The following is a 25,040-nucleotide window of genomic DNA, read 5'->3' on the forward strand; positions in this document are numbered from 1 at the left end:
GTTGACCGCGATACTCTCGGTCCTGTCGCCGTTCAGGGTCACCGTGACCCCGTTCGCTCCGGACACGATGCCCGATATGACGTACGTTTTCGCCGGTATGGGCGTTGCGGAAAAATGTTGCGTCTGGTTCGCGGTCAGTGAAGTGACCGTGAAGTTCGACGGCGAAAAGGTGTAACCGGCCTTTGATGGCGTCACCGTATAGCTCCCGCCGTAATCCACTGTGAACGAATAGCTCCCCCCGCTGCCGACCGTCCGGCTGCCGGTCGCGTCGCCGCTCAGGGTTACCGTGACACTGTCGGCCCCGGTCACCGTTCCCGAGAGGGTCAGCGTTATCTGTTCGAAATTCGCGATCACCGTCATGTTCCCCGTAACGGTCACCGTCGTGGTCGCGTTCGCGGCGTTCGTCACGTTCCCCGCCCAGCTCACGAACCGGCAGCCCGTTGCCGGAATCGCCGTTATGGTAACCTCCGTCCCATCGTCGTATGTATGGACACCGGTTGACGGGTTCGTCGTCCCCCAGCCTTCCGTGTTCACCGCGAGCGTGAGCGCGTACTGTCCCGCCGGTATCTTCCCAAAGGTCGCGGTCACCGTCATGTTCCCCGTAACGGTCACCGTCGTGGTCGCGTTCGTAGCGTTCATCACGCTCCCTGTCCAGCTCACGAACCGGTAACCTTCGGCCGGGATCGCCGTGACGGTCACCACTGTCCCCTCGTCGTACGCATGATCGCCGCCAGACGGGTTCGTTGTTCCCCACTCGGCGGTGTTCACCGCGAGCGTCAGCGTGTACTGTATTTTGGACACCGTCACCACGACCGTGTTCGACCAGCCGCTGCTCCCCGTGGCATTGTTCGCCCTCACACGGTAGTAGTATGTCCCCGCCGTGTTCTTGTACGTGTCCGACGTCCCGACTATCGTCTTCGAGGTCGAATCGGCAAATGTGCTGTTCGTGGATTCTTCGATGGTGTAGGACTGCGCGCGGCTCACTGTAACCCACGATACGGTGTACGAGGTCCCGGAGGTTATGGCGCTCTGCGGGCCCGAGGCTGTCGGAGTTTCCGGTTTGGAGGGTTTCAGCAGTATCGTGACCGTCGTCTGCCGGCCGACTGCTATGGTGATATTCGTTGCCGTGCCGCTGTGGGTTACATTGCCGTCGGCATCGTAACAGAACAACTCGGCGCGATAGCCGCTCCCCGATTTCACGGTCACCGTGCCCGTGATGTGTTTGCCGTTCACCGTCAGGGACTGCTTGACGAGCGTTGCATTCTGGGCATCGTAAAACGAGATTTCCGCCTTGACTGTCGGATTCAGTTCGTCCGCGCGGGCCGGTTTCGCAGGCTCGACCATGCATTGGATGACAGCGGTTCCGGCGCCATCGCTCGGGTTCACGGGGTTTTCGTCGCTGCATGAGAATACGAAGGAAACAATAACAAGCATCGTAACAAGATACAAGACTGAACGCGTCATAGTCGTACCTATTTCTATCACTGCAGGTTATTATTCCAATATGACTCTATAATTCCTCTCTCGTTATTTCGGAATTAATTCAATTCAATCTCCTGCTGCGCTGTTGTGCAAAATATCAGGTATTTATGCTTCAGGCAAGTATTTTTCTGTGAATTCATATCGAAGCGTAACAACATATCTGAAAGCCCCATAAAAAGCATATACGCAGTCTGAGGTTGTTTAATATGAAACAGAATATCGCAAAAAAAAACAGAAAAACGCATGAAAAGTGTCTTTTTAACACCCTCCCATTCTTTTCTTTCAATGTGGGCAGATGCGTAAAACACCTGTAGATGCTATAAAAATACTGTTGACATTCGTATTAAATTAACGTATTGTTAAAAAAGTGTTAGAATAATATTAAATATATCAATTTCAGCAATATCACTATACCCGCCTATTCTACTCACATATTCATAAATATCGACTAAAGGAGGTGATATTTCCCCAATTGCATTTTGTGCAGAGTTATTTAACGGTTTGATTAAGTGAAAAGGAGTGATGAAATGAAAAAAGTATTGGTATTTATTTTGTTACTGACATGCGGAACAGTGTGGGCAGCAGGTTTCAGCCCGACAGTGTTGAAATTCGACGCTCCAAAAACAATGCAATATGATTTTGACGGGAAACCACTGGAACTTCCCATCACAGTCACCGGAAAACCGGCCACAGTGCTTTTCTTCGTATATACGAAGGATCAGGCCGGTAAAATAGTCGGCGTTCAGAACGGGCATCTCGGATGGCATTACGTCAATAAGATTGACACCTGTGTATATATGTCCGAAGCTGTGACTCTTCCTGTCGGAAAAGCCAATATCACGTGGTCAGGGAAAAACAGCGACGGCGCTATGGTGCCTTCGGGCGAGTATACGTACTATCTCTGGGGTTTCGATTCGGTATCGCCCCGGGCGATTGTCTGCAAGTTTTTCGGCGGACGGCAGAACCAGGCGGGACTTATTCAGGAATATGATAGTAACAACGTCGCTCTTTCAGTCCCCATTTACTATCCACCGGCCGGTGCTATTCCCCAGATAGCGAAAGAAAACGGGGGATATGACGGTACAACCAATCCCGGAATTAAGACACGTTCAAAATGGATTCTTGGCAGCGATCCCATGGATTCTACCCTGATTGAAACCACTGCATACATGGGCTGGAACGATCACGGGAAAATAGCATTTATGCCGGGCGATCACCAATACTTCTTTGTCGAGAATTATATCGTGAAGGCAGTGATACCGGGCGGTATGCAGCATGTCATGAAATTCAAATGGGTTCCGAACGGATTGTCGGATCAGGTGTTGGATTTCGGTGAAGATGGCATGTTCTCGATTGCAAATACTTCCGGCGGTTATGCGGGACCTATCACTGACAACGTCAATAGCCTCTGGCTCGTTATCGGCGATAATTCATACCCTGATGTTGACAATCCCGAAGCCATGTACTATGTGGACACGGAAACCGGTTCACTGCTTCGGACATATGACTTATCATGGTTATGGTGGGATCAGAGGGAAGCCGAACGGGGTATTACTCTGAACTACAAGTACCACGGAGGCCCCACCATGGCGAATTTCAAGAACGGGCGAATGTACTGCGCCGGTCTGTCTTTCTGCATGAAACACTGCCTCGACCCGTACCAGGAAGATGATAACGATGTTACCCTCTGGTACAACGGCAATGGCGATTATGTGGGAGACCGGTTTTTCGAGCCGGACCGCGGGGATCTGGCATGGCTCTGCTCCGGCGGAAGCGGTGCACCGTGGGTATACGATTATACAGCTGACATGAACGGATTCTCGATTTTTTCAGCCTATGACCTCGGCGCAGTTTCAATGGGACTCATGGCTCCCGATGGAACAGGTGTAGGATATTTCGCGTTTCCCGGCGAAGCATCAGCAATCAAATACGGTCAGCTTATTGTGGACAACGAAAGCGCTTTTGATGGTATTTATTGCGATAATGCCGGTGATCCCGACCTGATGAGATCATTATGGTATGTCGCCCAGGATTCCTTCAAGGGAACGTTAACCGCGTCTTCGGTTAATGTAGCGGAGAATGCACCCCAGGCATTTTTGGTGGCACAGAATTCGCCGAACCCGTTCAATCCGACCACAACGATCAGCTTCTCGATTCCCGATGCCGGAACGGTATCTGTCGATGTCTATAACGTCGCAGGCCAGAAGGTAGCGACTGTCGCGAACGAATTCATGAGTTCGGGCAGTCATTCGGTCATCTGGGATGCGACCGGATTCTCGGCTGGTGTTTACTTCTATACGGTCAAATCTGGTGAATTCGCAAAAACCATGAAGATGACGCTTCTCAAGTAACAGTTTTGACATTTTTTATCGAAAAAGCCCGGGAATTCTGACCGGGCTTTTTCTTTATACCGGTAAAAAATAATCCGTAACATGGCGATTGATACGAAAAAACATGTATGTGCGAATCAGCCGGTATTTATCTGAAAATACATTTTCATCCTTTTTTATAATCATTACTGATCAGGGGATTATTCATAAATTTGTTCAACAGTGAATTGAACGCTCATATTTTCGCATCAGACGGATTTTCACAGAATACCGCGGTACGTAAGGCGCAACACAAGATTAAATATAACATTCATAAACTCTTACGAGTAATAAACGCTATAATAATTCCGGCTTTTACGGCATACTGTTTGAAGAAAAAACAATTTTTTTTTAAAAAACCATACATTTGACTTGATTATAAAAAAAAGGTTAATTATTTATAGGTGTAATTGTTGCAGAATATTATAAGAATATACTATTTATATTTTATACTTTCATATTCTTCTCAAAAAAAAGAAACAGAGAACATGGACAAATTACATTTTCCCATACATCCTCAGACATTGAGGATCGATACCATCCGCTCATTCGATATATTCAGCGAAGGTGAAAGCGGCGAGATGAAGCTGTATCACAGGGCCGGTGAAAACTATACCGCAAAGGATCATGCGAAAATCTTCAAAATGAATGTATCTGCTCTCTTTGTGAAAAACAGCGAAAGAGGCCGTTATTACAAATATCTGGAAACAAATATATCCGATATCATCGATGACCCTCTTCTCAATGCCACGAGTAAAGCCGAAATTATCCATTCCCTGTTGATTGCCCAGGCAATGACACTCTTCGACAGTCCCGGTGAAGAGATAATTAATAAGTATAAAGAATCAATCAAATTAACCGTCGACTTCATCATTAAAGAAGAAAATGCCATCCGTTATCTCATACAATCGAGTACATCGAGTCATCACCTGTTCAATCATGTCGTAAATGTGGGCATTTTCGGTCTGGGCCTCGCCCGGGAAGTACTCCCGGGCGATAGCTCGCATGACATGAATGAAATCGCGGCGGGTCTGTTCCTTCATGACATCGGCAGATTTACAATCCCGAAATATTTCAACACCAGAAAAGGTCCCCTCTCAAGCGAAGAGTGGGAAATAATGAAAAAACATCCTGAAGAGGGTTTTAAAATACTTAAAAAGTTCAATGCTCTTTCGGATGAGATCACAGTCATCGTCTGGCAGCATCATGAACGGCACAATGGTACAGGCTATCCGGCGGGATTACGGGGAAACAGCATTCATACATACAGCAAAATATGTTCAATATCCGATACTTTCGATGCGCTTACCTCTCATCGCCCCTATAGACCGGGTAAATCATCGTTTAACGCCCTCGCAATAATGCAGAATGAAATGAAAGGCGAATTCGATCCGAAATTTTTTGCCCAGTTCGTCAAAATTTTCAGCAGGCAATGACCGCTGCCGTCCCGGACAGAGTACGGTAATCGCGACTGTATATGGTTTTATTCCAACGGATTGATTATTGCTTTCAGCCCGGATTTGTATACATTTTACTGCATAATACAACTCATATGATCGAGGAGTCTTTAATGAACAGAAGAAAGCTGTTGGGATTCATGTTTGCCGGTACCGGATTCATACTGGCGAATGCCGTCATGATTTTCGCCGCAACCGAAGCCGACCGTAAAATTGAGGTTGAACAGTGGGACAAGCAGCATCTCCGTTATGGCCAGGGAGTGGTTACGGATACTGCGAAGGAGTTTCTCAAGATACCCGATGGATATCCCGGAGTTATCAATTTCAAGGTGGCAAAAGCGGTTCCCGAAATAGATTTTACGCCGATACGGCATCAGATTCCTTATTTTTTCCCGGAGGATAACAAGGGATTGTGGTCGCAGTGGGGAGAGGTTACCAAAGGTCCCAACGGCTGTTTTTACATGGCGACCGGCGATCATCGCTGTAAGGACGGCCATGTGTTTATCACCGAATACAATCCGTCCCTAAAGGAACAGCGGATAGTTGTGGATGTCGGCAAGGTATGCGGATGGAAAAAGGGACAGTATGTGGACGGGAAAATCCACGGGCGCATGGATATCCTTCCCGATGGCACGCTCGTTGCCGCCACATGGCTCGGCCGTAATGTGACTGCGGACGATCTCGATCACGGGTTTGTCAACGGGGGACATCTCCTGACCTATAATATTTACACTGGTATGGCGAAATATCATGGTATCCCCTTTCTCGGTGACAGCTGGCCCTATTACTCGGTGGACAAACAGACCGGTGTGCTCATGGCAATCGGAAACGATAAGAATTTCATGGCATACAATGTAATCACCGACAGGCTGCTGTACGGCGGAAAACCTCCTGCGGGCATGATATGGAATTCACGGTCGATGCTCCTCGATGAAAAAACCGGGTTCGTCTACAGCACCGATACGAAAATCGACCATAACTTCAAACCCGACAAGGATACATATCCCTTCCTCCGTTTCGACCAGTTCACCAACACATTCACCCGCCTGTCCTGTACGGTACCGGTCAATCCGGAGACCGGCCTGTGTTCCAACATCCGGACATATTCCGCGCGCCGCACACCGGAACAGTTTTTCTGGTGTTTCGATTACCAGGGGACACTGTTCAAATTTTACCCCGATGAGGAAAAAACGGAACTCGTGGGTGTCAACTGGGATAAAGCCGGGGTTTACGCCACAAGCATGGCTATGAGCCCCCGCTGCCGTTATATCTACTATATCCCCTCCGAAAGCGGAAGAGCGCACAAATGGGGAACGCCGGTAATCCAGTACGATACCCGGGACGATGTCAAAAAAGTGATCGCATTTCTCGCTCCCTTTTACCATGAGAAATACGGCTACGTCGCGGGAGGAACGTTCGGTATAGAATTGAGCGGGGACGGCTCGCTGCTGGTTATAGAGATGAACGGAACATTCGGTCCGTGGACCGATAAAACCTCGTATGGCCAGGTGTCCATTTTTGCCGTTCATATTCCCGAATCGGAACGAATCGAATAGATGGCCGGAATTATCGTATTCCGGTTCCGGATTTACATGGATAGTATGGCGCGCTTGTTATTGCTCCGGTGATTAAACAATGACATCGGATGACATCATACCAAACTTGATTCGGCATCTATTTTTATAGTGGAATCGATATTTATTCGCCGAAGCAATAACATGGTTTTATTTATCGAACTCATGTAACCCGGATTTATCTGAAAATGCATCGACGGTTTCCTGTGGGGAAGCCCCGGCCAGGTGTCTGGTGTCCCTGTAACGCCGTCATTCCCGAATCTTTAATCGGGAATTCATATGCAGCCTGCATACAGTGTTCATCCTTCGGTGTGACTATCTGTGGCCATGGAGGTTATTCATGAAAATGATTTACCGCGAAGACACGAGGGCATAAAGTAACATAATATATTAATAATGTTATCTTTAGCGACAATTATTCGTCGGTATAAAAAAAGATATAAAAAAAACATATTCGCTAAAATCCGCATTCCATTATAATTCATGAATAGACCAGATTAAAAATAATGTAACGTACAAGCATCAATGGAGAAATGATGAAAATTTCGATAATCTATCATTCCGTTTCGGGGAATACGAAAAAGCAGGCGGAACTTGTCGAAGAGGGTGTTCGTTCTGTCGGCGGGATCGATGTCAAGACCATGTCTATCGATAATCCGGATAATGGATGGATTGAGGAGTCAGATGCGGTCATTTTCGGCTCCCCCTGTTACGAAGGATCGTGCAGCTGGCAGATGAAAAAATTTTTCGATACTCCCAAGGTGGATTTCAGCGGCAAGCTTGCCGGCTTTTTCTCATCACAGAACTGGCCGGGCGGAGGCGGAGCCGATTTTGCCGAAATGACCATGATTGCCGCGGCTCTTGTGCTCGGAATGCTCGTTTATTCAGGCGGTGTATCCGAGGGGTATCCGCCTGTTCATTTCGGCGCTGTGTCCCAAAAAGCCCCTACATCTGACATTGACCGTGAACGCGCAGTAAAGCTGGGAAAAAACATAGCTTCGATGGCGAAAAAACTGTTCGGCTGAAAATGACACCATGGCAGATAATGCTCGGATACATCCCCCGCTCGGCACTACCGAGCGGATTGAATTGACCATCTCCTACGGACTCAAGATTCTTGTCCTCGGAACGATTATCCTGAGCGTGAGAAGATTCAACCTGTTTCTTATTACTTCCGCTGCCGTAATTCTTTTTTTCAGCGCACTCCCTGCGATGATCGAACACAGATTCAGGATAACATTACCGGTCGAGGTCGATCTTGCGGTAACGGCGTTTATTTTTCTCCATTTTATCCTCGGGGAAGTACGGGATTATTACAACCGTTTCTGGTGGTTCGATTTGCCGCTTCACATATCCTCGGGCATCATGATCGGTCTCGTCGGCTTTGTCATCATCTATTTTTTCCTCTATACGAACCGTATCAGGGCTAATCCTCTTATGGTGTCCGTTTTCAGCGTCTCTTTTTCACTTGCCGCAGGCGCACTCTGGGAAATATTCGAATTTTTCATGGATTCCATCTTTGGATTCAACATGCAGAAAACCGGTCTCGTCGACACGATGACCGATCTGATCGTTGATTTTCTGGGAGCATGTGTCGTCGGTATTGCAGCATACCGTTACCTGAAAAAAGGAGAGGGCGGCCCTTTAAAATCACTGGTCAACCGATTCATCCAATATAATGTCCGTCTCCGGATAAGAAGGCAGATAAGAAGAGTGAAGAAAAATGAATCAATGAATAATAAGTCAGCATAATATCAATACTTATAAAATATTATCGAAGAAGCATCATTCTCCCCGTTTTTACCGCAGAGTCAGTCGTAATCCTGTAGAAATAGATTCCCGATGCAGAAGTTTTACCGTTATCCGACCGCGAATCCCACATGACACTGCTTCTTCCGGCGGGGAATCGGCCCGATGCGAGTGTCCGGACCTTCTGGCCGTCAACAGCATATACCGTAACGGTGACTTCACCGGGGTCGGGAAGCACAAAATAAATTGTCGTGGAGGGATTGAACGGATTGGGGTAGTTACCCGCCGTTATAAACGGTTCGGGTTTCCTGTTTTCCGCAACATGTTCCGGTGTGGGATAAAACTCATAGAGCCCGTAAAACTGTGATCGTTCATTGGTTGTGCTGTTGACATCGAAAGCATTGACCACATAACGTCCTTTACCGTCAGCCGCAAACCTGTCCGCAGCCCACGGCAGTTCCGGGATACTGTGCCAGGTGTCATCTTCGATATAACCGGTAGTTCCCAGACCCGAGGCCCATACCCTTTCCTCCTCATCAATCTCGACCATCCTCCCGCCGTTGAGGTAGGTAACATCTTTCCAGTCATCGTACTTGGTCCACCATGAAAGGTTATTTTTACGGGCACACCAGAGACGTCCGTCGCTGCCAATGGCAATATCCATGTCGTAAATCGTGTTGCTCGCGTGGCTCTCCCATACCTCTTCACGATCCTCGTCATACGAAACGATAGCGCCATAATTGGTCTGCATATAGAGTACACCGTCAGGATCATAATTCATGTTGTAAAAGACCTTGAAGGGGTACAACCATTTAGGGTTGACCTTAAAATACACCGCAGGGTCCTTATATTCAATTAGACCGCCATACGAAGCGATCCACATTGTCCCGCCCTCATCCCATGCAACATCGGCCACATTAACAGCTTTCAGGGTATCGATTGCAGCCCATGCTTTTCCGTTGAATACTTTCAATCCGTCATCCGTATGAGCGATAATCTCGTCATACGGCGAACGTTTCAGCAGATAGACATTGTAGAGATAAAGATCACCGTCTGTATTGAAGCTGTGCCAGTCAGTGCCGTTCCAGACGCTGATCCCGCAGTTTTTTCTCTCATCGACCGGTATATCTCTCAATCCATGACCGCACATGAGTGTTCCATCTCCGGTGTACACCATGCATGTCACCGTATCGGATGCGAGATCGAGGTTGTTTTTCACCTCGACCCATTCCGCGCCGGAATAAGTGAAAACCCGGAATGAATCAAAAATCCAGACTTTACCGTCGGAATCTTCGGTCAGGAAATTCTGCCGGTTCGTTATTCCCTTTACGATTGTGCGCGAAACCTGCCATTTCCCGGAATCATCGAGCCTGTACAGTACACTGTTTTTGTATCCCCATATTCTGCCCGAGCTGTCAAAAGTCAGAAACATGGGTCCTGCCCCACCATCACCGAATGTCCAGGAACCGTCACGGTAAATCCCATAGCGGCCGAGGTTGTTGACCCACACAGCGCCATCCGTGGCAACCTGCACGGTTAATTCATTGGTCTTTGCCGGCAAAATGGCTGCAATCTCTCCGGAACGGTCGGTCCATGTCCCGCCATCGAGAACGACAAGACCCATCGTGCTGCTTTCGGGATTGATCACAGTCGCCCATACTTTACCCGAAGCATCCACCGCAAGCGATCGTGTCCGCCCCGTCTTCAGTTTTTTAACCGCTGTGCCGTCGAAGGAATACACACCACCCAGGGTAATGTCATACATACCGAAGTAGACGATCCCGTTACGGTCAGCTGCTGCGATGATCGGATACCGTATCTCCTGCCCCGTGTACCGTGTTATTATCCCCTGATCGAGCACCAGAAGATCGCCGTAATCCTCAAAGTAAAACCGCCCGTGTTCATCGCGGAAAAACGGTGTATGATCACGGAGGGTCTGATCACCATACGTGTATTTTTTCCAGCGTTCTCCATCGAAAGCATGGAGCGTATTCAGCGTGGAAACCCAGATTTTGCAGTCATTACCGGGGAAAATGGCGGTTATGTCATATTGAGGTGTCTGGCGCTCGTGATGAATCCATCTTCCTGCGGGAAGGTCTCCCCGGGCATGATGGGGAATGCATAAAAGCAGAACAGCAAGCGCTGAATAAAAATAACCGGTAGTTTTTTCCATAAAAGATTTCAAATCCGATCTATTTATAAAAATTGATAGGACAAGGATTTTTACAAATTATAAATAATTACACAAAGGAAATAATATAAACAGTTTCACACTTTGTCAAATGCTTTGCTTAATTAAAGCTATAGCCAGTAAATTTATTTAATTTCAAGACTTTTTAAATACTTAAAAATATCTTCTGATTCAAGCTGACTATAAATTCTATTTGAAATATTATCATCAATGAAGTCCAAATAAAAATAATTTGTATCAGTAAAAGCGTCTTTTATATTTATGATAATTTGTGTTTTATAATATATATTTTCTGGTATATCATTTTCTGATTGGACTTCTTTTATTGAATATCTAGCCCAATAATAAGTATCATAAAGTATTCCAATATCGTTTGTATACAAATATAAAAAATGCAAGACAAACTCAGAATCTTTAGGAAATTGTATTATTGGATATTTCTCATCGAATATTTTTGTTTGATTATTTTTCAATTCAATATTTTGATAAAAGTCAGGGAAAAGTATAGCTGACTTTAATTGTCTATTTCTTAATTTTTTATCTAAAAGAATATTTCTTAACATTGTATAACCGGCGGTTGAATCAGTCTGAATCACTGCACATAATCTTGCAGAATGATTACCCTCATTCTTAACCTCCAATTTTAATCTTAAAGAATCTATTTCAACAAAAAATTCTATTATATGATTATCCGTTGTAATTGTTTTTTCAGGTAATATTTTAGGAATAAAAAACTCAATAAGTGGTTCCTTTTGGATAACTAGGTTTGGCTTGTATTCCATAGATCTTATTTGGAAATTCATTTTATTTATTTTAGCATTCTGTTTTACATTAGAATAATAACCAAATATTGATATTAATATAGCAATAATAGTAAAAAACCAATGAATAACTTTTTCTTTTTTCATTTTCAACCTCTGCATATACAATTTATGTAGATAATTGAAAATAATATTGTTAATAATGTATTTAAATCTCCAAATCAACCGCTTTGTTTTCTCTAGGTCAAGCACATAGATACCCGCCACATTGATTGAACTGTGATCGCAATACCTCTGCATTTCCCTAATACTCATTCCTTATTAAAACCCAAACGCGATTAATCTATCCTAATAACCATATATATTATCAATAAGTTATATATGATATGTTAAACTTATTCTCCTCTTAGTCTTCGCGTGAAATTTTTCCCCAAATGATCCGATCTAACAATTACCGATAAACGGTTCATTATATTAGACGCGGGAAGCACCGTCTGGTTTATTCTTTCTTGCCGATCGAATCGACGATTATGGCAAAAATGAGGACAATTCCCGTAACAAATTCCTGCCAGTACGAATCGACCGGCATGATATTGATCGCGGAATCGATAGTCGCCATGAGCATGGCACCGAAAAAAGCGCCGAGAACAGTCCCCTTCCCGCCGGTCAGAGCGCATCCGCCGATTATCGCGGCGGTCACGACCTTGAATTCCATGCTGACGCCCGCGGTCAGCGAGCCGTTCCCCAGCCGCGCGCTGAGCAGTATTCCTGCTATCGCGGCAAGCGCGCCCGAAAGCATATAGTTCTGAATCTTTATTTTTGCCACGGGGATACCGGAAAGAACCGCCGCGTTCTCATTTCCGCCGATATAATAGTTCTGCCGGAAATACCGCGATTTTCTGAGCATGAAATCTCCCCCGGCGACACACGCGAGACACACCCATATGGGAATCTGCACACCGGCGAGTGTCTCCTGCCCGATCCAGGTATATGCCTTGTTCATGATCGGGATGTTATTTCCCCCGGAGATGATGGTTGCAAGCCCTCTGATAAAAATCATCATGCCGAGGGTCGTAATAAAGGGATTGATGCGGAGCTTCGCAATCATCAATCCGTTTCCGAACCCGATCAGCGTTCCGCAGAGAACCGCCACAACCATGGCGACGATCCATGGCTGTCCGGACTTGAGAACGAGCGCCGCCGTAACTCCGCTGAATGTCACCACGGAGCCGACAGACAGATCGAATCCGCCGGATACGAGCAGCACGGTCATCCCGACAGCGATGACCGCAATCGATGACATGGCGAGCACGGTGGCTCTGAGAACGGCTGGATTGAGAAATTCCCGGGGATAAAAAATCGTCATTATCACCCAGAAACCGAGAAGAATGAAAAATATGCGCCGCTCCTGGAACCTTCCGATGAGACGAATAATTGCTTTCATGCCACTGCTTCTCCCGCACCGAGCGCATATGATATGATAAGCTCTTCGGTGGCATCACGTTTATCGATCGTTTTTTGGATACAGCCGTCCCGCATCACGACGATACGGTCGGACATGCCGAGAATCTCGTTGAGATCGCTCGAAATGAGCATAATTCCCGCTCCCCGCGAGGCGAGATCGTAAATATGACGGTATATCTCCTCTTTCGCGCCGACATCCACACCCCGCGTCGGCTCGTCGACGATAAGCACGGCGGGATTGATGCCCATCCACATGCCGAGCAGCACTTTCTGCTGGTTTCCGCCCGAGAGATTATAAACTGACTGACCGACCGAGGGTGTCACAATATTCAACTGCCGTATTTTTTCCTCCGCATATGCATGAATCTCACGGTCGTTGACAATACCCAGCTGCGAGGTGAAACGCCTTATCGAGGGGCTCACGAGATTCGACTCGACCGGGAGCGACAGAAACAGCCCAAGCAGTTTTCGGTCTTCGGTGAGATATCCGATACCGCGGCAGATCGCATCATTCACGGACTCGATCCGGACATCCTCACCGTTCAGTTTTATCCGGCCGCTGTCGGGCTTTTCGAGGCCGAAAACCGTCCGCGCAACCTCGGTTCTGCCCGCACCGACAAGCCCGGAAAAACCTACAATCTCACCGGCTTTCACCGTAAAACTCACATCCTCGAATACACCGGCCAGGGTAAGACCGTTCACTTCGATCACCGTACGGGATTCCCCCCCATATGGCTGTCTGCCGCCGAACATATCACCGATACTGCGGCCTACCATCCGGCTGATAAGCTCATCCTCGGTGACCGAACCGATGTCACAGGTGCCCTGGTATATTCCGTCCCTGAGGACAGTTACACGGTCGGCAATCTCGAATATTTCGGGAAGGTGATGTGAGATGAACACAAACGAAATGTTTTTATCCCTCAGTTTTCTGATGGTGCGGAAGAGGGCTTCCGTCTCGACGCCGGTCAGGGACGAGGTCGGCTCATCGAGGAGAATGACACGGGGATGAAGCGTAAGAGCTTTGAGGATTTCCACCACCTGACGTTTGCCGATGGTCAGCTCGCCTGCGGGGATTTCCGGATCGATGTCTTCCTCGAACAGTGCGATCATATCGGCAGCGCGGCGGTTGAGCTCTCCGCGCCGTATGAATCCGAAACGGTTCACCGGCTGGATATTGGCAAAAATATTTTCAGCGACACTCAGGTTGGGAACGACGGACAGTTCCTGATAGACTACCCTGATTCCCTTGAGGTGGGCATCATGCGCGCTCCGGAACCGCACTTCTTCTCCATCGAGGAGTATACGGCCGGATGTGGGGGGATAGATGCCGCCGAGGATATGCATGAGCGTCGATTTGCCGGCGCCGTTTTCGCCCACGAGGGCATGCACCTCGCCGCGCCTTATATCGAATGATACCCCGTCCAGAGCTCTGACGCCGGGAAAGACCTTGGTAATACCATCAAGCCTCAGGATACTGTCGTCCGATTCTTTTCCGCCCACAGATTACCTCATGAAATATTCGCAGTTGCTCCTGTCGACAAGAATCGTACCGGTATCGATATAACGGGGCACTCCGCTTACCTCTGCGGCGGTATTGTCAGAGGAGACAGGAATATCATGATGGTTGAGCTGATAGAGTATCATAAGCCCGTAATAAGGCATGAGCGCGGTCTGCTGAACGATGGTCGCATCGATGACGCCGTCCCTGATATAGGTGAGGACATCGTTGTCACGGTCCATGGCGACAACTTTCACCTTACCGACCAGACCCGCTTCCTTGATAGCTGTTGCCGCCCCGGCGGGCCCGGCCGCCTCAACACAGCCGAAACCGGCGATATCGGGCACCGATGTAAGCACAGCCGATGCCGCCTGTGCGCTGAGAACCACATCGGACTTCGTATCCGCGACACGCACGATTTCCACTCCCGGAAATGTCGCCAGAGCGTCCTTGTATCCCTGAACCCTTTTTTCCAGGTTATCCTGCCCCACTTTTGTCAGAATCGCAACTTTCCCTTTGCCGCCGACAAGCTGGCCGAGTTTGAGCCCGCCCCTGTAACCGGCATCGTAATTACCCGTACCAACAAAGGCGATACGTTTCGAGTTGGGAAGGTCGGAATCGAGGGTCACTACGGGGATACCGGCATCGACCGCCTTGTTCACAGCATCGTTGAGGGATTCCTCGAATCCCACCACCATGATTCCGGCGGGTTTTCGTGCGACGGCAAGTTCTATCGCCTGTATCATGGCCTGCATGTTCCAGTCGGGCGGCCCCTTGTATTCGGTTTCGACTCCGAAATCCTCACCGGCGCGCTGCAATCCCATTTTATGATCGTAAAAGTACGAAACAGCGCTGAGAGCCGAAACCTCGATATACAAATCCTGACGCTTTCCTGCCGATTTATTCTCCCCCGTCTTATCGGCCGGCTGTTTCCCTGTTCCGCAGGACATGATAAGGAGAACACTCAGACATAAAAGTATCCGGAGAGCTAACCGTGAAAATTTCATGCGTCACCATCCTCCCCCTTTACGGGGGATACGCTATTTGAACATCAATTCGCCCAGAACACCCGGAACGGACTCTCCATACGGAAGAATCTGATACCGGATTCCACTGCCGAACGATAAAACTTTATCATACTCCTGATCGATAATGACTTCGCTGAGGGGCGAAATCTCCTGAACGTTTTTATAGCCCTTCTGCTTCCCGTTTTTATCAAGATAGACAACCTGCAGATACCCGCCGTAAAAAACACCGAATTTCCCCTTTACCATACCGTCTTCGACATGCAGTTCCTCAGCAACAACGCCATGGGAGACGACCTTCACAACTCCCGAACAGAAGCAGGCGCCCCAGGTTACATCGAGCGCGGAGGACTCTCCGGGAGCCAGCCGTGTGAGCGGCCCCATGACCTCGAGCTCCATATTGGCCGTATCGGGCGAATATTCGGTCTGAAAATCACGGTTATTGGCGCGATATGTCCCGGCGCCGTTCGTCCATATCTCAACATTGCTCCCGTTGTCGGGATACTCGATACCTTTTTTGACCGGAAACATCATGACAAAGACGGCGTTGTTCTGCTCATCGTGCCATGCTACCCATCCCTCGCGGACTTTCAGGCCGATCTTGCCGACACGCTTGTCATACCGTGCCCGGAACATCCCTTTTTCCACGCCGAGCCACTGCGGATTGTCCTTGTCGCCAAAAATAACATGCCATCCATCCTTGTCGACCGGCGCATAGACGGTTACGGGCCTGTCCACGGGGACTGTGGCGAGATGCCAGATGCCCCATTTCACCGGACGCTGGACTACATTTTTCATGGTCATATGGAGGTCGAGCAGGGAACTTGTATTTTTAAAGGCATAGGTATTCGTGTACTGGAGCCCGGTTCTCCCCTCTCCCGTATCGGCGGGGCTTGTGACCGTTATGGATTTATCGTTCGCCGTGTATTCGTACGGTGAACCGTCCAGCACGTTGTCCGGCGGTCCCGGCCACTCGTCTTTTCCGCTCCAGCCCTGGGGCGCGGGCCAGACTTTCGCTCCGCCGGGATTGAAGAAGCTCTCGCCGAAGCCGTATCCCTCGGTTTTGTACAGCTCACCCTCGCGTTTGGGATCATGCCAGAGAATCTGGAATCCCCGTAGGTCGTAGCCCATAATTTTGCCGCCGAGTTCGGGAACGACATCGACCTGAGCAAATGTCGTCCGAAGCGTCGCCGATTTCCAGCCGTGGAATCCTTCCTGAGCGATAACGATCTGCTTTCCTCCCGCCGGAGCTTTCTGCTCGCTCTTCTTATCGCCGGAACAGGAATACATGAGCACTACGAGTATAAGAATGGCTAATGACAGTAATTGCTTTCTGCTGCGCATAAACATACCTCACCTGTGAAAACAATGAATTATTATGGAAATTTTATTGCTTTTCCGGTGTTTCCGAGGTTTTCAATATAATTCTATTAGGGGGAGCATTCAAGATAAAATCGTGTCTTCATCAGATCAACTTGTAAAAATCAATAGTAATGCGGATTTACACGGATAGAGCGGATTAACGCGGATTCGTTTTTAAAAGTCTGAACAGTTGTGTCTGGTCAAAATATTGAGAAACTCTTGTATGAATTAGAACATAATAATTGCCAACTTTAATCATAGAAACTCACCCCGCGCATAACACTTTGATAAAACGGATTTTAGCTGGCGCTTCACCTCTCTTGGAAAGAGAGGGGATCGATGGGTTAGTTCTGGTGGGGAATAGGAGTGACAATCATATTCAAAACAATCCACAAGCAGGTAAAAGCTCTATTTACATATTTTTCAAACTGTTATTACAATTTAACCGGAGAGTTCTGGTATTCTATATTATTATCATTTTCGCTTCGAATAATGCGAGCTCGAGTAATAGTCTATATCTGGAGACTACTCATCCAAAAGACTTTATTAAGACACATAAATATGCATATCTTCGTGACTAGGTATTAATAAAAGTGTTTTGTGTAATCGACGCCCTGTTCGATAAAAAAAACGAGTTATTATTTGTAGATCATTGAGAAATATTTTTTGCATTCTGTTCCCTATTTTATAATATAAGTTCTACTTCTGAGTTTATATCTTTTGTAATAGAAATTGCATACGTAAAAAAATCATCGTTAAGAGATTCAGCTCGCGAGAGATTAGCATATTCTATATACTTTAGATTTTCCCATCTCATAAAATCCGATGTGGGTACTGTCATAAAACCATCTGCTTGACTTATTGCCCATGCGTATGTAGAAGGGTTTTTATTTTGCATAGCATATTGAAAATCGATCTTTATAATTTCATAATATAATTCCTTTCCTTTTATCCATTTTTTGGCATTCTTTTTTTCATTTTCGTCTTTATAGTTAGCGTTATTATAAATGACATTAAATTCAATCTGCATGCTTTCAACTATTTTAAAAAGCTTAGAAAATTGAATCATTGTTGCATCCGAAAGGATTTCTTTGTTTTCATTCATCTCATTTTTCTGTACTTGAGGCTGACACCCATACATTAGAGAAAACACCAACAATAATGAAAACATTAATCTTTTCATTACATTTCTCCTTTTTGGGGTGTAACAAAATAATATACTCTTTAATAATTTAATATGTACAGATGTTTCGTAAAAAACAAGAAAAAAGTGTCGATTTTTCGTATACTTTTTGTTTTTCCACTGAGTGTGTACTTACTCTTTTTATTCTCTGATCTCTTTTAACATCACGAGCAAGTTTTCAGGTGCTTTTGAAGCATCTTCAGGAGTATAACAAGCCAGTCTTACAGTTTTCTAACAAGTCTTTATAAGTAGTATGTCTTATGTGTGATTTCTGTCAGTCTACAGAACTCACGCATAGTGTTATATAAGCTTATACCAAGTTGTGGTCATACAGGTAACTATAGCAACTCATTGATTATTAATGCTAAAACAGGTTCAGCATGACGGCGCTCATGTCACCCTGAATTTATTTCAGGGTCTATTGCATACGTTATTACTTCATTGAACGCATTTTGATATGAGATAAAAAAAAGGCACCCCGCAACAGGATGCCTTTTATCAACCGCTGTATTTCCACTGTTTATTTCGGTTCGACAATCTTTATCGTCTGTCCAGCCGCAACGTTTTTCTCAATGGCTTCTTTACCGGAGGGGAACTTGACGACGACATCGTATTTCTTTGTCGCGTCGACACCGAAATGCTGCTGGAGCGGGTTGCCGGGGAATGTTCCGCTGCCCGCTATCACCTCACGGAATCCACGGAGCGCCTTCGAATCCTTCGCCCTTCCGGCATCGTAGACCCACACCTTGCTCATGACCGCGGAACGGTTCGAGGTTGTCCCTTCGAGGTTGACTTTCAGGAAGTTCTTGTTATTCGTTTTGTTCTCGAAAAGAAACCACTTTCCGGGATTGCTTGCGCTCTGCCTGCGCCAGTTGCCGCCGACAAGGTCGAGGTCGCCGTCGCCGTCGAGGTCGCCGAGCGCCAGTCCATGCCCGTAAAACCACGATCCGCCGGTTTTTTCATGGGATTCGGTGAATTTCCCCGTGCCGTCGTTGATGAGAACGAGCGCATCGAACCAGCTGTTGGTGACTATGATGTCGAGGTCGCCGTCATTGTCGATATCGCCCATAGTGCAGCCGCGGGAATTGGTCTCGATGTCGACACCCGCCTGATGCGAAACATCGGTGAATGTGCCGTTCCCGTTGTTGCGGAACAGCGAGTTGGCGCCCCATTTCTTGTCGGGGTACACCGGGCCGGCGCTGTTGGCGAGAAACAGGTCCTGGTCGCCGTCGTTGTCGACATCGCCCCAGAAACAGGTGATGTTGGTGCCCTGCGCGGCAAGCCCGAGCTCTTTTGTGACATCGGTGAATGTGCCGTCTCCGTTGTTGCGGTAGAGGACGCGGGTGAGCGGCTCATTGGGATTGTCGTTGATGTTCCCGACATACAGATCGGGATCGCCGTCGTTGTCGTAATCGCAGAAGGAGCAGCAGTAGCCGTTGCCGCGGTCGGCGACACCGGCCTTCACACCGATATCGGTGAACGTGCCGTCTCCGTTGTTCACATAGAGGGAGTTGGCGCAGTCCATGCCGCTGCGGTACCCGCCCTCGGAAACATAGATATCGAGCAGACCGTCGCCGTTGACATCGGCGGTCGTCACACCGCACGAATAATTCGGTCCTCCCATGAGACCGGCCTTTTTAGCGCATTCAACGAATCCCTCATCATAGCCGAGATAGAACGAGTTGGGCTGGTCTGTCTCGCCGCGTATCTGCGTCAGGGCTTCGAGATTGTTCGCCACAAACAGGTCGAGATAGCCGTTGTTATCGAAATCGGCCCAGACAATGCCGTGGGTGTCGTGAATATCGTCGACACGCATGACCCGGGACATGTCCTTGAATTTGAGGTTTCCCTCGTTCTGGAACAGCTTGTTATAGGAATAGACCACGCTCACGTAGATGTCAAGGTCGCCGTCTCTGTCCCAGTCACCCATTGCAATGCATTTTCCCCAGCCCTGGTGATCGAACCCCGACCCATCGGTCACATCACGGAATATCGTGCCGTTGAGAAACAGATTCCTCGGCTCGTACTGCGCATATACGGCGCATGCAGCCACTACCGTAAGAATCAGCGCGAAAATAAGCACACGTTTCATAAATCACTCCTTCATACCGGTTGTTTAAAAAATAATCAGTAAATATATTTCGCCAAAAAAATGACAGTGTCAAGAAATATAAGATATTCCGGGTATCAAGTTAAATCAGCACACATCATTGATCCCCCTCGGCTTCGCGTATCCCCCTTATAAAACAAAGAGGGAGCCGATCCATTTTCCCCCCTTAAAAAGGGGGGATGCCGCAGGCAGGGGGGATAATATGCTATCGGGAAAAAATATCAACTTTGATTTAAAAAGGTTCTCATGCTTACCAAACTGGATAACCGGATTCTTTTTTTGATATGGGAACATTACTTCGGGAGGAACAGTGTTTATCGACCGATCACCTTGAACACTTTATCGACCAGTCCCTTCGCTTCTTCCGTAGTCGGAGCCTCGGCTATGATCCTTACCACCGGTTCGGTGTTGGACCCGCGAACATGGACCCAGGAAACGGGGAATATGATCTTGATACCATCCCTGGCATCCATTTTCTCTCCGGCAAAAGCGGCTTTGAGCGGCTCGATCCATGTTCCTTTTGCGGAAATGGCAGCTTTTTCCTTGATCATCGAATAGCGGGGGAACTCATCGGCCAGAGCGCTGACCGTTTTGTCCCGCTCAGCCATGATCTGAAGGATGAGCGCCATGCCGAGAACCGCATCACGCCCGTAATGGAGAGAAGGAAAAATCACTCCGCCGTTTCCCTCGCCTCCTATTGCGGCGCTGTATTCGCGCATGGTTTCCACTACATTGATCTCACCGACCGGCGAGCGATAGACAACCGAACCGTGCCGGGCGGCAGCATCGTCGATCAGACGTGATGTCGAAAGGTTGCAGGCAGCCGGTTTACCCGTCTTATCCATGATGTAATCGGCGGCAAGCGCCAGTGTGTATTCCTCACCGAGTGCCTCGCCCCGTTCGTTGACGATTGACAGGCGGTCCACATCGGGATCGACAGCGAATCCGACATCAGCGTCGCATTCCCTGACAAAGGAGCAGAGATCGCCGATATTTTCCGCAACCGGCTCGGCGCCATGGGGAAACTGACCGGTGGGCTCGGCATAGAGAGCATGAACCGTGCATCCGAGGCGATCGAGCAGCTCGCCACAGATCGATCCACCCGCGCCGTGAACCGTATCGACACATACCGTAAAACCGCGCGAGGCTATCAGATCACGGTCAATCACATCGAGATCGAGAACAGCCTCGATATGGTAATCGTCCGCAAAACACCATGACGATAACGATACGGTGGAAGATGCAGCTTCGCCGGGCGATGTCGATTCATATTTTTTTACCAGTTCGGCACCCTGTGAAGCGTTGAGAAAAATTCCATCCGGCCCGAGAAATTTGAGGCCGTTCCATTCGCCGGGATTATGACTTGCGGTGATGATGATTCCTCCCGAGGCGCGACAGGCGACCACAGCCATTTCGGTCGTCGGCGTCGATGCGATCCCAAGATCGATTATATCGGAACCGGCGCAGGTCAGTCCTTCGATAACCGCCTGAGTGATAATGGGGCCGCTCACACGGGAATCTCTGCCGACGATAACCTTTTTACCGTAGAGCTGCCCGAAAACACATGCAAACCGCTGTGCTATCTCCTCTGTCAAACCATCCCCGTAAACTCCCCGGACACCGGATATTCCTATCATCAAACGAGGCACATAATCCTCCCATAATCACACATAAAATCAGCCGACTCTTTTTAACCCGATATTATGGTGTATTCGTCCTATGCAGATTACTATGGAATCAGTGTTTGTCAACGAACCGTACATACCCGAACCGCTCGGGAACATGGTATGAGAAGAGCTTGAGCGGAGACCATCCTGACAGCTCGATATTATCGTCCCCGGTTCGGGAGCGCTCGTAACGGTTAATGTTGATACGCCAGACATCGCCCGGTTTCGGAGGAATGTTCGCCGAACCGGCAATTTTTCCGAAACCTTTCCAGGGCAGAGCGAACTCGAAAACAGAGCCGAGATCGGTGTCCTGTCTGTTGTTTATGGTGCCGTAATTCACGACAGCATGCTGCATTCCTTCAAGCGTCCATGTATAGAGATCGGTCCAGTCCACGGGGGAACCGTCCTGGTATTTGAAATCATTCCGCGGAATCCAGAGATCGTTGATGGTGTTGAGACAGTTTATATGGATTTCGGCATAATCCTTGCCATCACCATCGGGATCGATAAACAGCTCGACAGTCTCCTCCTGGCAGAGGCAGTCCTTGTCCCTGATGGTCATGGTGCTCCAGATATCTGGATCATCCACGGTAACGAGGATATAGAGATTATCCTCGTCCCAGAGCATCTTCGCGCATGTCCGGAAACCGACGGTAAGGTCGCCTTTTTTCTGGAATCTCGTAAATTCTCCGACCTCGGGCGCAAGCTGCCAGGCAAATTCATCGCCGACACCATCAACGACAATCGACCCGCTTTTCACCATGCAGTCGTAATGACGTTCCCAGTCGACATCCTCGACCTGAGCCCATGCCGATGTTTCCATCCCTAAAAACATGCAAAGTAAAGTAAAAATCCCCTTTTTCATACGTGTTCCCTTTCATAAAACACGGCGTTGAAATATAAATTCAGCATTTTCGTCTCATTGTAAAAGTTATACCGGATCACTAATGAAAAAACGCCGTAAAGCATAAAGGCACAAAAAGACATAATAGATTATTAATACTATATTTAGTGATAATTATCCATCAGGGTCAGATAATACAAATCCGCGAAAACCCACCCGATAAGCGAAAAACAGTATTCCAGTAAATTTGTAAATTGAATGGATTGTACAAAGAAAAAAATAAATTATATAAAAGTAAAGCCTTATTTAATGCTTCGGTTATTTAACAGTGACATCGGATGACGTTATACCGAACTTGTTTCGGCATCTATTCCTGATATCGGTATCATAATTTATTCGCCGGAGCAATAATGCCTATAATAAAAGAGGGCGGTGAAAAAGAATCTTTTCACACGCCCGATCCCGATACTGTTCCGGCAGTTATTTATTGAGAATCATCGGTACGCTTTTCAGATCATCGGGGATGATGATGATTGTATTGTTGGGCGAATTGATAAGCTGCTTGAGCATTTCGATACGATACCACTGAATGTAGCTCGAAGTCAGTCCCTGGGCGATAATCTTGTTTGCATCGCTGATACCGACCGCTTCGATTTTTTTCCGCTCGGCCTCGCGTTCCTCTTTCTGGAGCACGAATACCATTTTCTGGGCTTCCTGTTCGGCTTTGAGTTTTTCCTCGATAGCGTTGGTCACCATATCGGGAAGCCTGATACTCCTCAGGAGCACCTTTTCGATGATAATGCCGCGTTCCGTGAGAGACTGCTGAAGATCCTCATAGAGGGCCTGGGTTATGATTTCCCTTCCCGCCGTATAGAGGGCCTTGGCATCATAGCGCACCGATACCGTGCGGGCGGCGCTCCTGAACGAAGGCAGAATCACGATTCTGTCAAACTGCGGGCCTATCGTCCTGAATATTTCCGAAGCATTATCGGGTTTGATCCGGTACAGAATCGAAACATCGAGATCGACCTGAAGACCTTCCTGGGAAGGCACATTCATGGTTTCCTGCATTTCCTTTGTTTTTATCGAAAATGTATGGACACGCATCAGGGGATTGACCAGGTTGACACCCGAATTGATTTCCCTGTCCGATACTTTTCCGAAGAGGTCGAGTACTCCGACTTCACCCGGGCCGATAATTCTCAAACAGCTCCCGGCAAAGAGGATTATTCCGAGCACAATGCCGATTTTTCCGAACAGGGTGATGGATGAAGCCCGAAAATCCCCTCTTTTATGAGCGGCATTTCCGATAATAATGAAAATGGCACTAATGATAATAACAACCAGGCCGGCAAAAAACATAGTATAGCCTCCGCTGTTTAATTGTGTATGGTACAGTCACAGATTCCGTTTCTTTTATTACTACAGAAAACCTTAGCAATTTATTCATCTGCTTCCAAAATGGCTCATAAACCGGTGAAAGTCAATTAACGTTTTTCCGGGGATATGTAACGGACATCACTGCTTTCCCGTCAGGTTCATGGTATTATTGCTCTGGCGAACATGCAGTCATAGTGAAGGGTCTCATGATATATCATGTCCGTGTCCATTTTCTCAACGGTGCCGTAAACATATCCACCGGAGCGGTATGATCGATTAATCCCGATGAAACACCATATCTTTTCATAAAAACAGGAACAAACTTATACAATGAAACGTACAATGTAGGTAAAAAGTGATAGCTCTATGTATCCTGAAATACTATATTGATATAAAAGTATAAAAACGGTAAATATATTATTGGATGAATTATGGATATGATAAAAAAGACAATTGGTTTACTGTACATAATTTTCCTCACGGCAGTGAATATACAGGCGGAACCTTCAGTCCCTTGTATCAAATGCGGTACTCCCGATCTTCTGTTACAGCTTCGGACAGGAGTGGCAAAAACTGCCGGCAGGCCTGTCATGCAGGTTTCTCTGCTCTCTTCGGAAGGGCATTTCAGAGTACATTACGATTCCACGGGCGTCAACAAACCGGCTCCGACCGACACCGACCGTAACGGTGTCCCCGATTATATCGATTCAACCCTTGTCTACCTCGAATATGCATGGAATCTTGAAGTCAATCAGCTCGGTTACGAAGAGCCTTTATCCGACGACGGTATCGGCGGTGGCGACGAGATCGACATTTACATACTGGATTTCGGCAAGGGCGGGTATGGAATAACATTCCCCGACCATCCGCAGAATGGCATGGCATCGGCATATATCGAACTGGACAACAATTATGCCGAAA

18 protein-coding genes are annotated in these 25,040 nt (G+C 47.6%); 6 read left to right on the plus strand and 12 right to left on the minus strand.

What is annotated here, in order from left to right; genetic code table 11:
* The coding region (locus LLG96_12870; protein ID MCE5251102.1) for a hypothetical protein at window positions 1-1,464 on the minus strand (1,464 nt) is incomplete at its 3' end.
* Between the two features lie 545 nt (window positions 1,465-2,009).
* Between LLG96_12870 and LLG96_12875 the strand changes: the two genes are divergently transcribed.
* The 5 genes from LLG96_12875 (at window position 2,010) to LLG96_12895 (ending at window position 8,634) form a co-directional block, all read left to right on the plus strand.
* Complete coding sequence (locus tag LLG96_12875; GenBank protein MCE5251103.1) at window positions 2,010-3,833, plus strand: T9SS type A sorting domain-containing protein; 1,824 nt, start codon at window positions 2,010-2,012, stop codon at window positions 3,831-3,833.
* Between the two features lie 506 nt (window positions 3,834-4,339).
* A complete protein-coding gene (locus LLG96_12880) occupies window positions 4,340-5,287 on the plus strand; it encodes an HD domain-containing protein (GenBank protein ID MCE5251104.1) in 948 nt (315 codons plus the stop codon).
* Between the two features lie 134 nt (window positions 5,288-5,421).
* On the plus strand, window positions 5,422-6,864 hold the full coding sequence (locus tag LLG96_12885; protein MCE5251105.1) for a hypothetical protein: 1,443 nt from the start codon (window positions 5,422-5,424) through the stop codon (window positions 6,862-6,864).
* A 554-nt stretch (window positions 6,865-7,418) separates the two neighbouring features.
* A complete protein-coding gene (locus LLG96_12890; protein ID MCE5251106.1) occupies window positions 7,419-7,907 on the plus strand; it encodes a flavodoxin family protein in 489 nt (162 codons plus the stop codon).
* A gap of 10 nt (window positions 7,908-7,917) precedes the next feature.
* The gene (locus tag LLG96_12895; GenBank protein ID MCE5251107.1) at window positions 7,918-8,634 is read left to right on the plus strand and encodes a hypothetical protein; all 717 of its coding nucleotides are present in this window, start codon (window positions 7,918-7,920) and stop codon (window positions 8,632-8,634) included.
* Between the two features lie 19 nt (window positions 8,635-8,653).
* Here LLG96_12895 and LLG96_12900 read toward each other — a convergent pair whose 3' ends face one another.
* The 11 genes from LLG96_12900 to LLG96_12950 all read right to left on the minus strand — a co-directional run bounded on the left by LLG96_12900 (window position 8,654) and on the right by LLG96_12950 (window position 24,101).
* The gene (locus LLG96_12900) at window positions 8,654-10,804 is read right to left on the minus strand and encodes a T9SS type A sorting domain-containing protein (protein MCE5251108.1); all 2,151 of its coding nucleotides are present in this window, start codon (window positions 10,802-10,804) and stop codon (window positions 8,654-8,656) included.
* A gap of 143 nt (window positions 10,805-10,947) precedes the next feature.
* The gene (locus LLG96_12905; GenBank protein ID MCE5251109.1) at window positions 10,948-11,730 is read right to left on the minus strand and encodes a hypothetical protein; all 783 of its coding nucleotides are present in this window, start codon (window positions 11,728-11,730) and stop codon (window positions 10,948-10,950) included.
* Between the two features lie 352 nt (window positions 11,731-12,082).
* The gene (locus tag LLG96_12910; protein MCE5251110.1) at window positions 12,083-13,027 is read right to left on the minus strand and encodes an ABC transporter permease; all 945 of its coding nucleotides are present in this window, start codon (window positions 13,025-13,027) and stop codon (window positions 12,083-12,085) included.
* Window positions 13,024-14,550 carry a sugar ABC transporter ATP-binding protein gene (locus LLG96_12915; protein MCE5251111.1) on the minus strand — a complete coding sequence of 509 codons (1,527 nt, stop codon included), beginning with the start codon at window positions 14,548-14,550 and terminating at the stop codon, window positions 13,024-13,026. The genes LLG96_12910 and LLG96_12915 overlap by 4 nt, the downstream gene beginning before the upstream one ends.
* 3 nt (window positions 14,551-14,553) lie before the next feature.
* Window positions 14,554-15,555 (minus strand): substrate-binding domain-containing protein, encoded by a 1,002-nt coding sequence (locus LLG96_12920; protein ID MCE5251112.1) that lies wholly within the window; start codon window positions 15,553-15,555, stop codon window positions 14,554-14,556.
* 33 nt (window positions 15,556-15,588) lie between these two features.
* Window positions 15,589-16,917, minus strand: a complete 1,329-nt coding sequence (locus LLG96_12925; GenBank protein ID MCE5251113.1) for a DUF4380 domain-containing protein — start codon at window positions 16,915-16,917, stop codon at window positions 15,589-15,591.
* Between the two features lie 703 nt (window positions 16,918-17,620).
* Window positions 17,621-18,118 carry a hypothetical protein gene (locus LLG96_12930; protein MCE5251114.1) on the minus strand — a complete coding sequence of 166 codons (498 nt, stop codon included), beginning with the start codon at window positions 18,116-18,118 and terminating at the stop codon, window positions 17,621-17,623.
* A gap of 520 nt (window positions 18,119-18,638) precedes the next feature.
* Window positions 18,639-20,210, minus strand: coding sequence for a CRTAC1 family protein (locus LLG96_12935; GenBank protein ID MCE5251115.1), 1,572 nt, complete (start codon window positions 20,208-20,210; stop codon window positions 18,639-18,641).
* Window positions 20,211-20,542: 332 nt separating this feature from the next.
* The gene (glmM, locus tag LLG96_12940; protein ID MCE5251116.1) at window positions 20,543-21,877 is read right to left on the minus strand and encodes a phosphoglucosamine mutase; all 1,335 of its coding nucleotides are present in this window, start codon (window positions 21,875-21,877) and stop codon (window positions 20,543-20,545) included.
* Between the two features lie 88 nt (window positions 21,878-21,965).
* Window positions 21,966-22,760 (minus strand): carbohydrate-binding family 9-like protein, encoded by a 795-nt coding sequence (locus LLG96_12945; GenBank protein ID MCE5251117.1) that lies wholly within the window; start codon window positions 22,758-22,760, stop codon window positions 21,966-21,968.
* Between the two features lie 459 nt (window positions 22,761-23,219).
* Window positions 23,220-24,101 carry a prohibitin family protein gene (locus tag LLG96_12950; protein ID MCE5251118.1) on the minus strand — a complete coding sequence of 294 codons (882 nt, stop codon included), beginning with the start codon at window positions 24,099-24,101 and terminating at the stop codon, window positions 23,220-23,222.
* A gap of 581 nt (window positions 24,102-24,682) precedes the next feature.
* On the opposite strand from LLG96_12950, the gene LLG96_12955 reads away from it, so the two are divergent.
* Window positions 24,683-25,040, plus strand: a 358-nt coding sequence (locus LLG96_12955) for a hypothetical protein (GenBank protein MCE5251119.1), incomplete at its 3' end; no start/stop codon positions are given.

The sequence above is a fragment of the bacterium genome (assembly GCA_021372535.1).
Taxonomy (GTDB): domain Bacteria; phylum Latescibacterota; class Latescibacteria; order Latescibacterales; family Latescibacteraceae; genus JAFGMP01.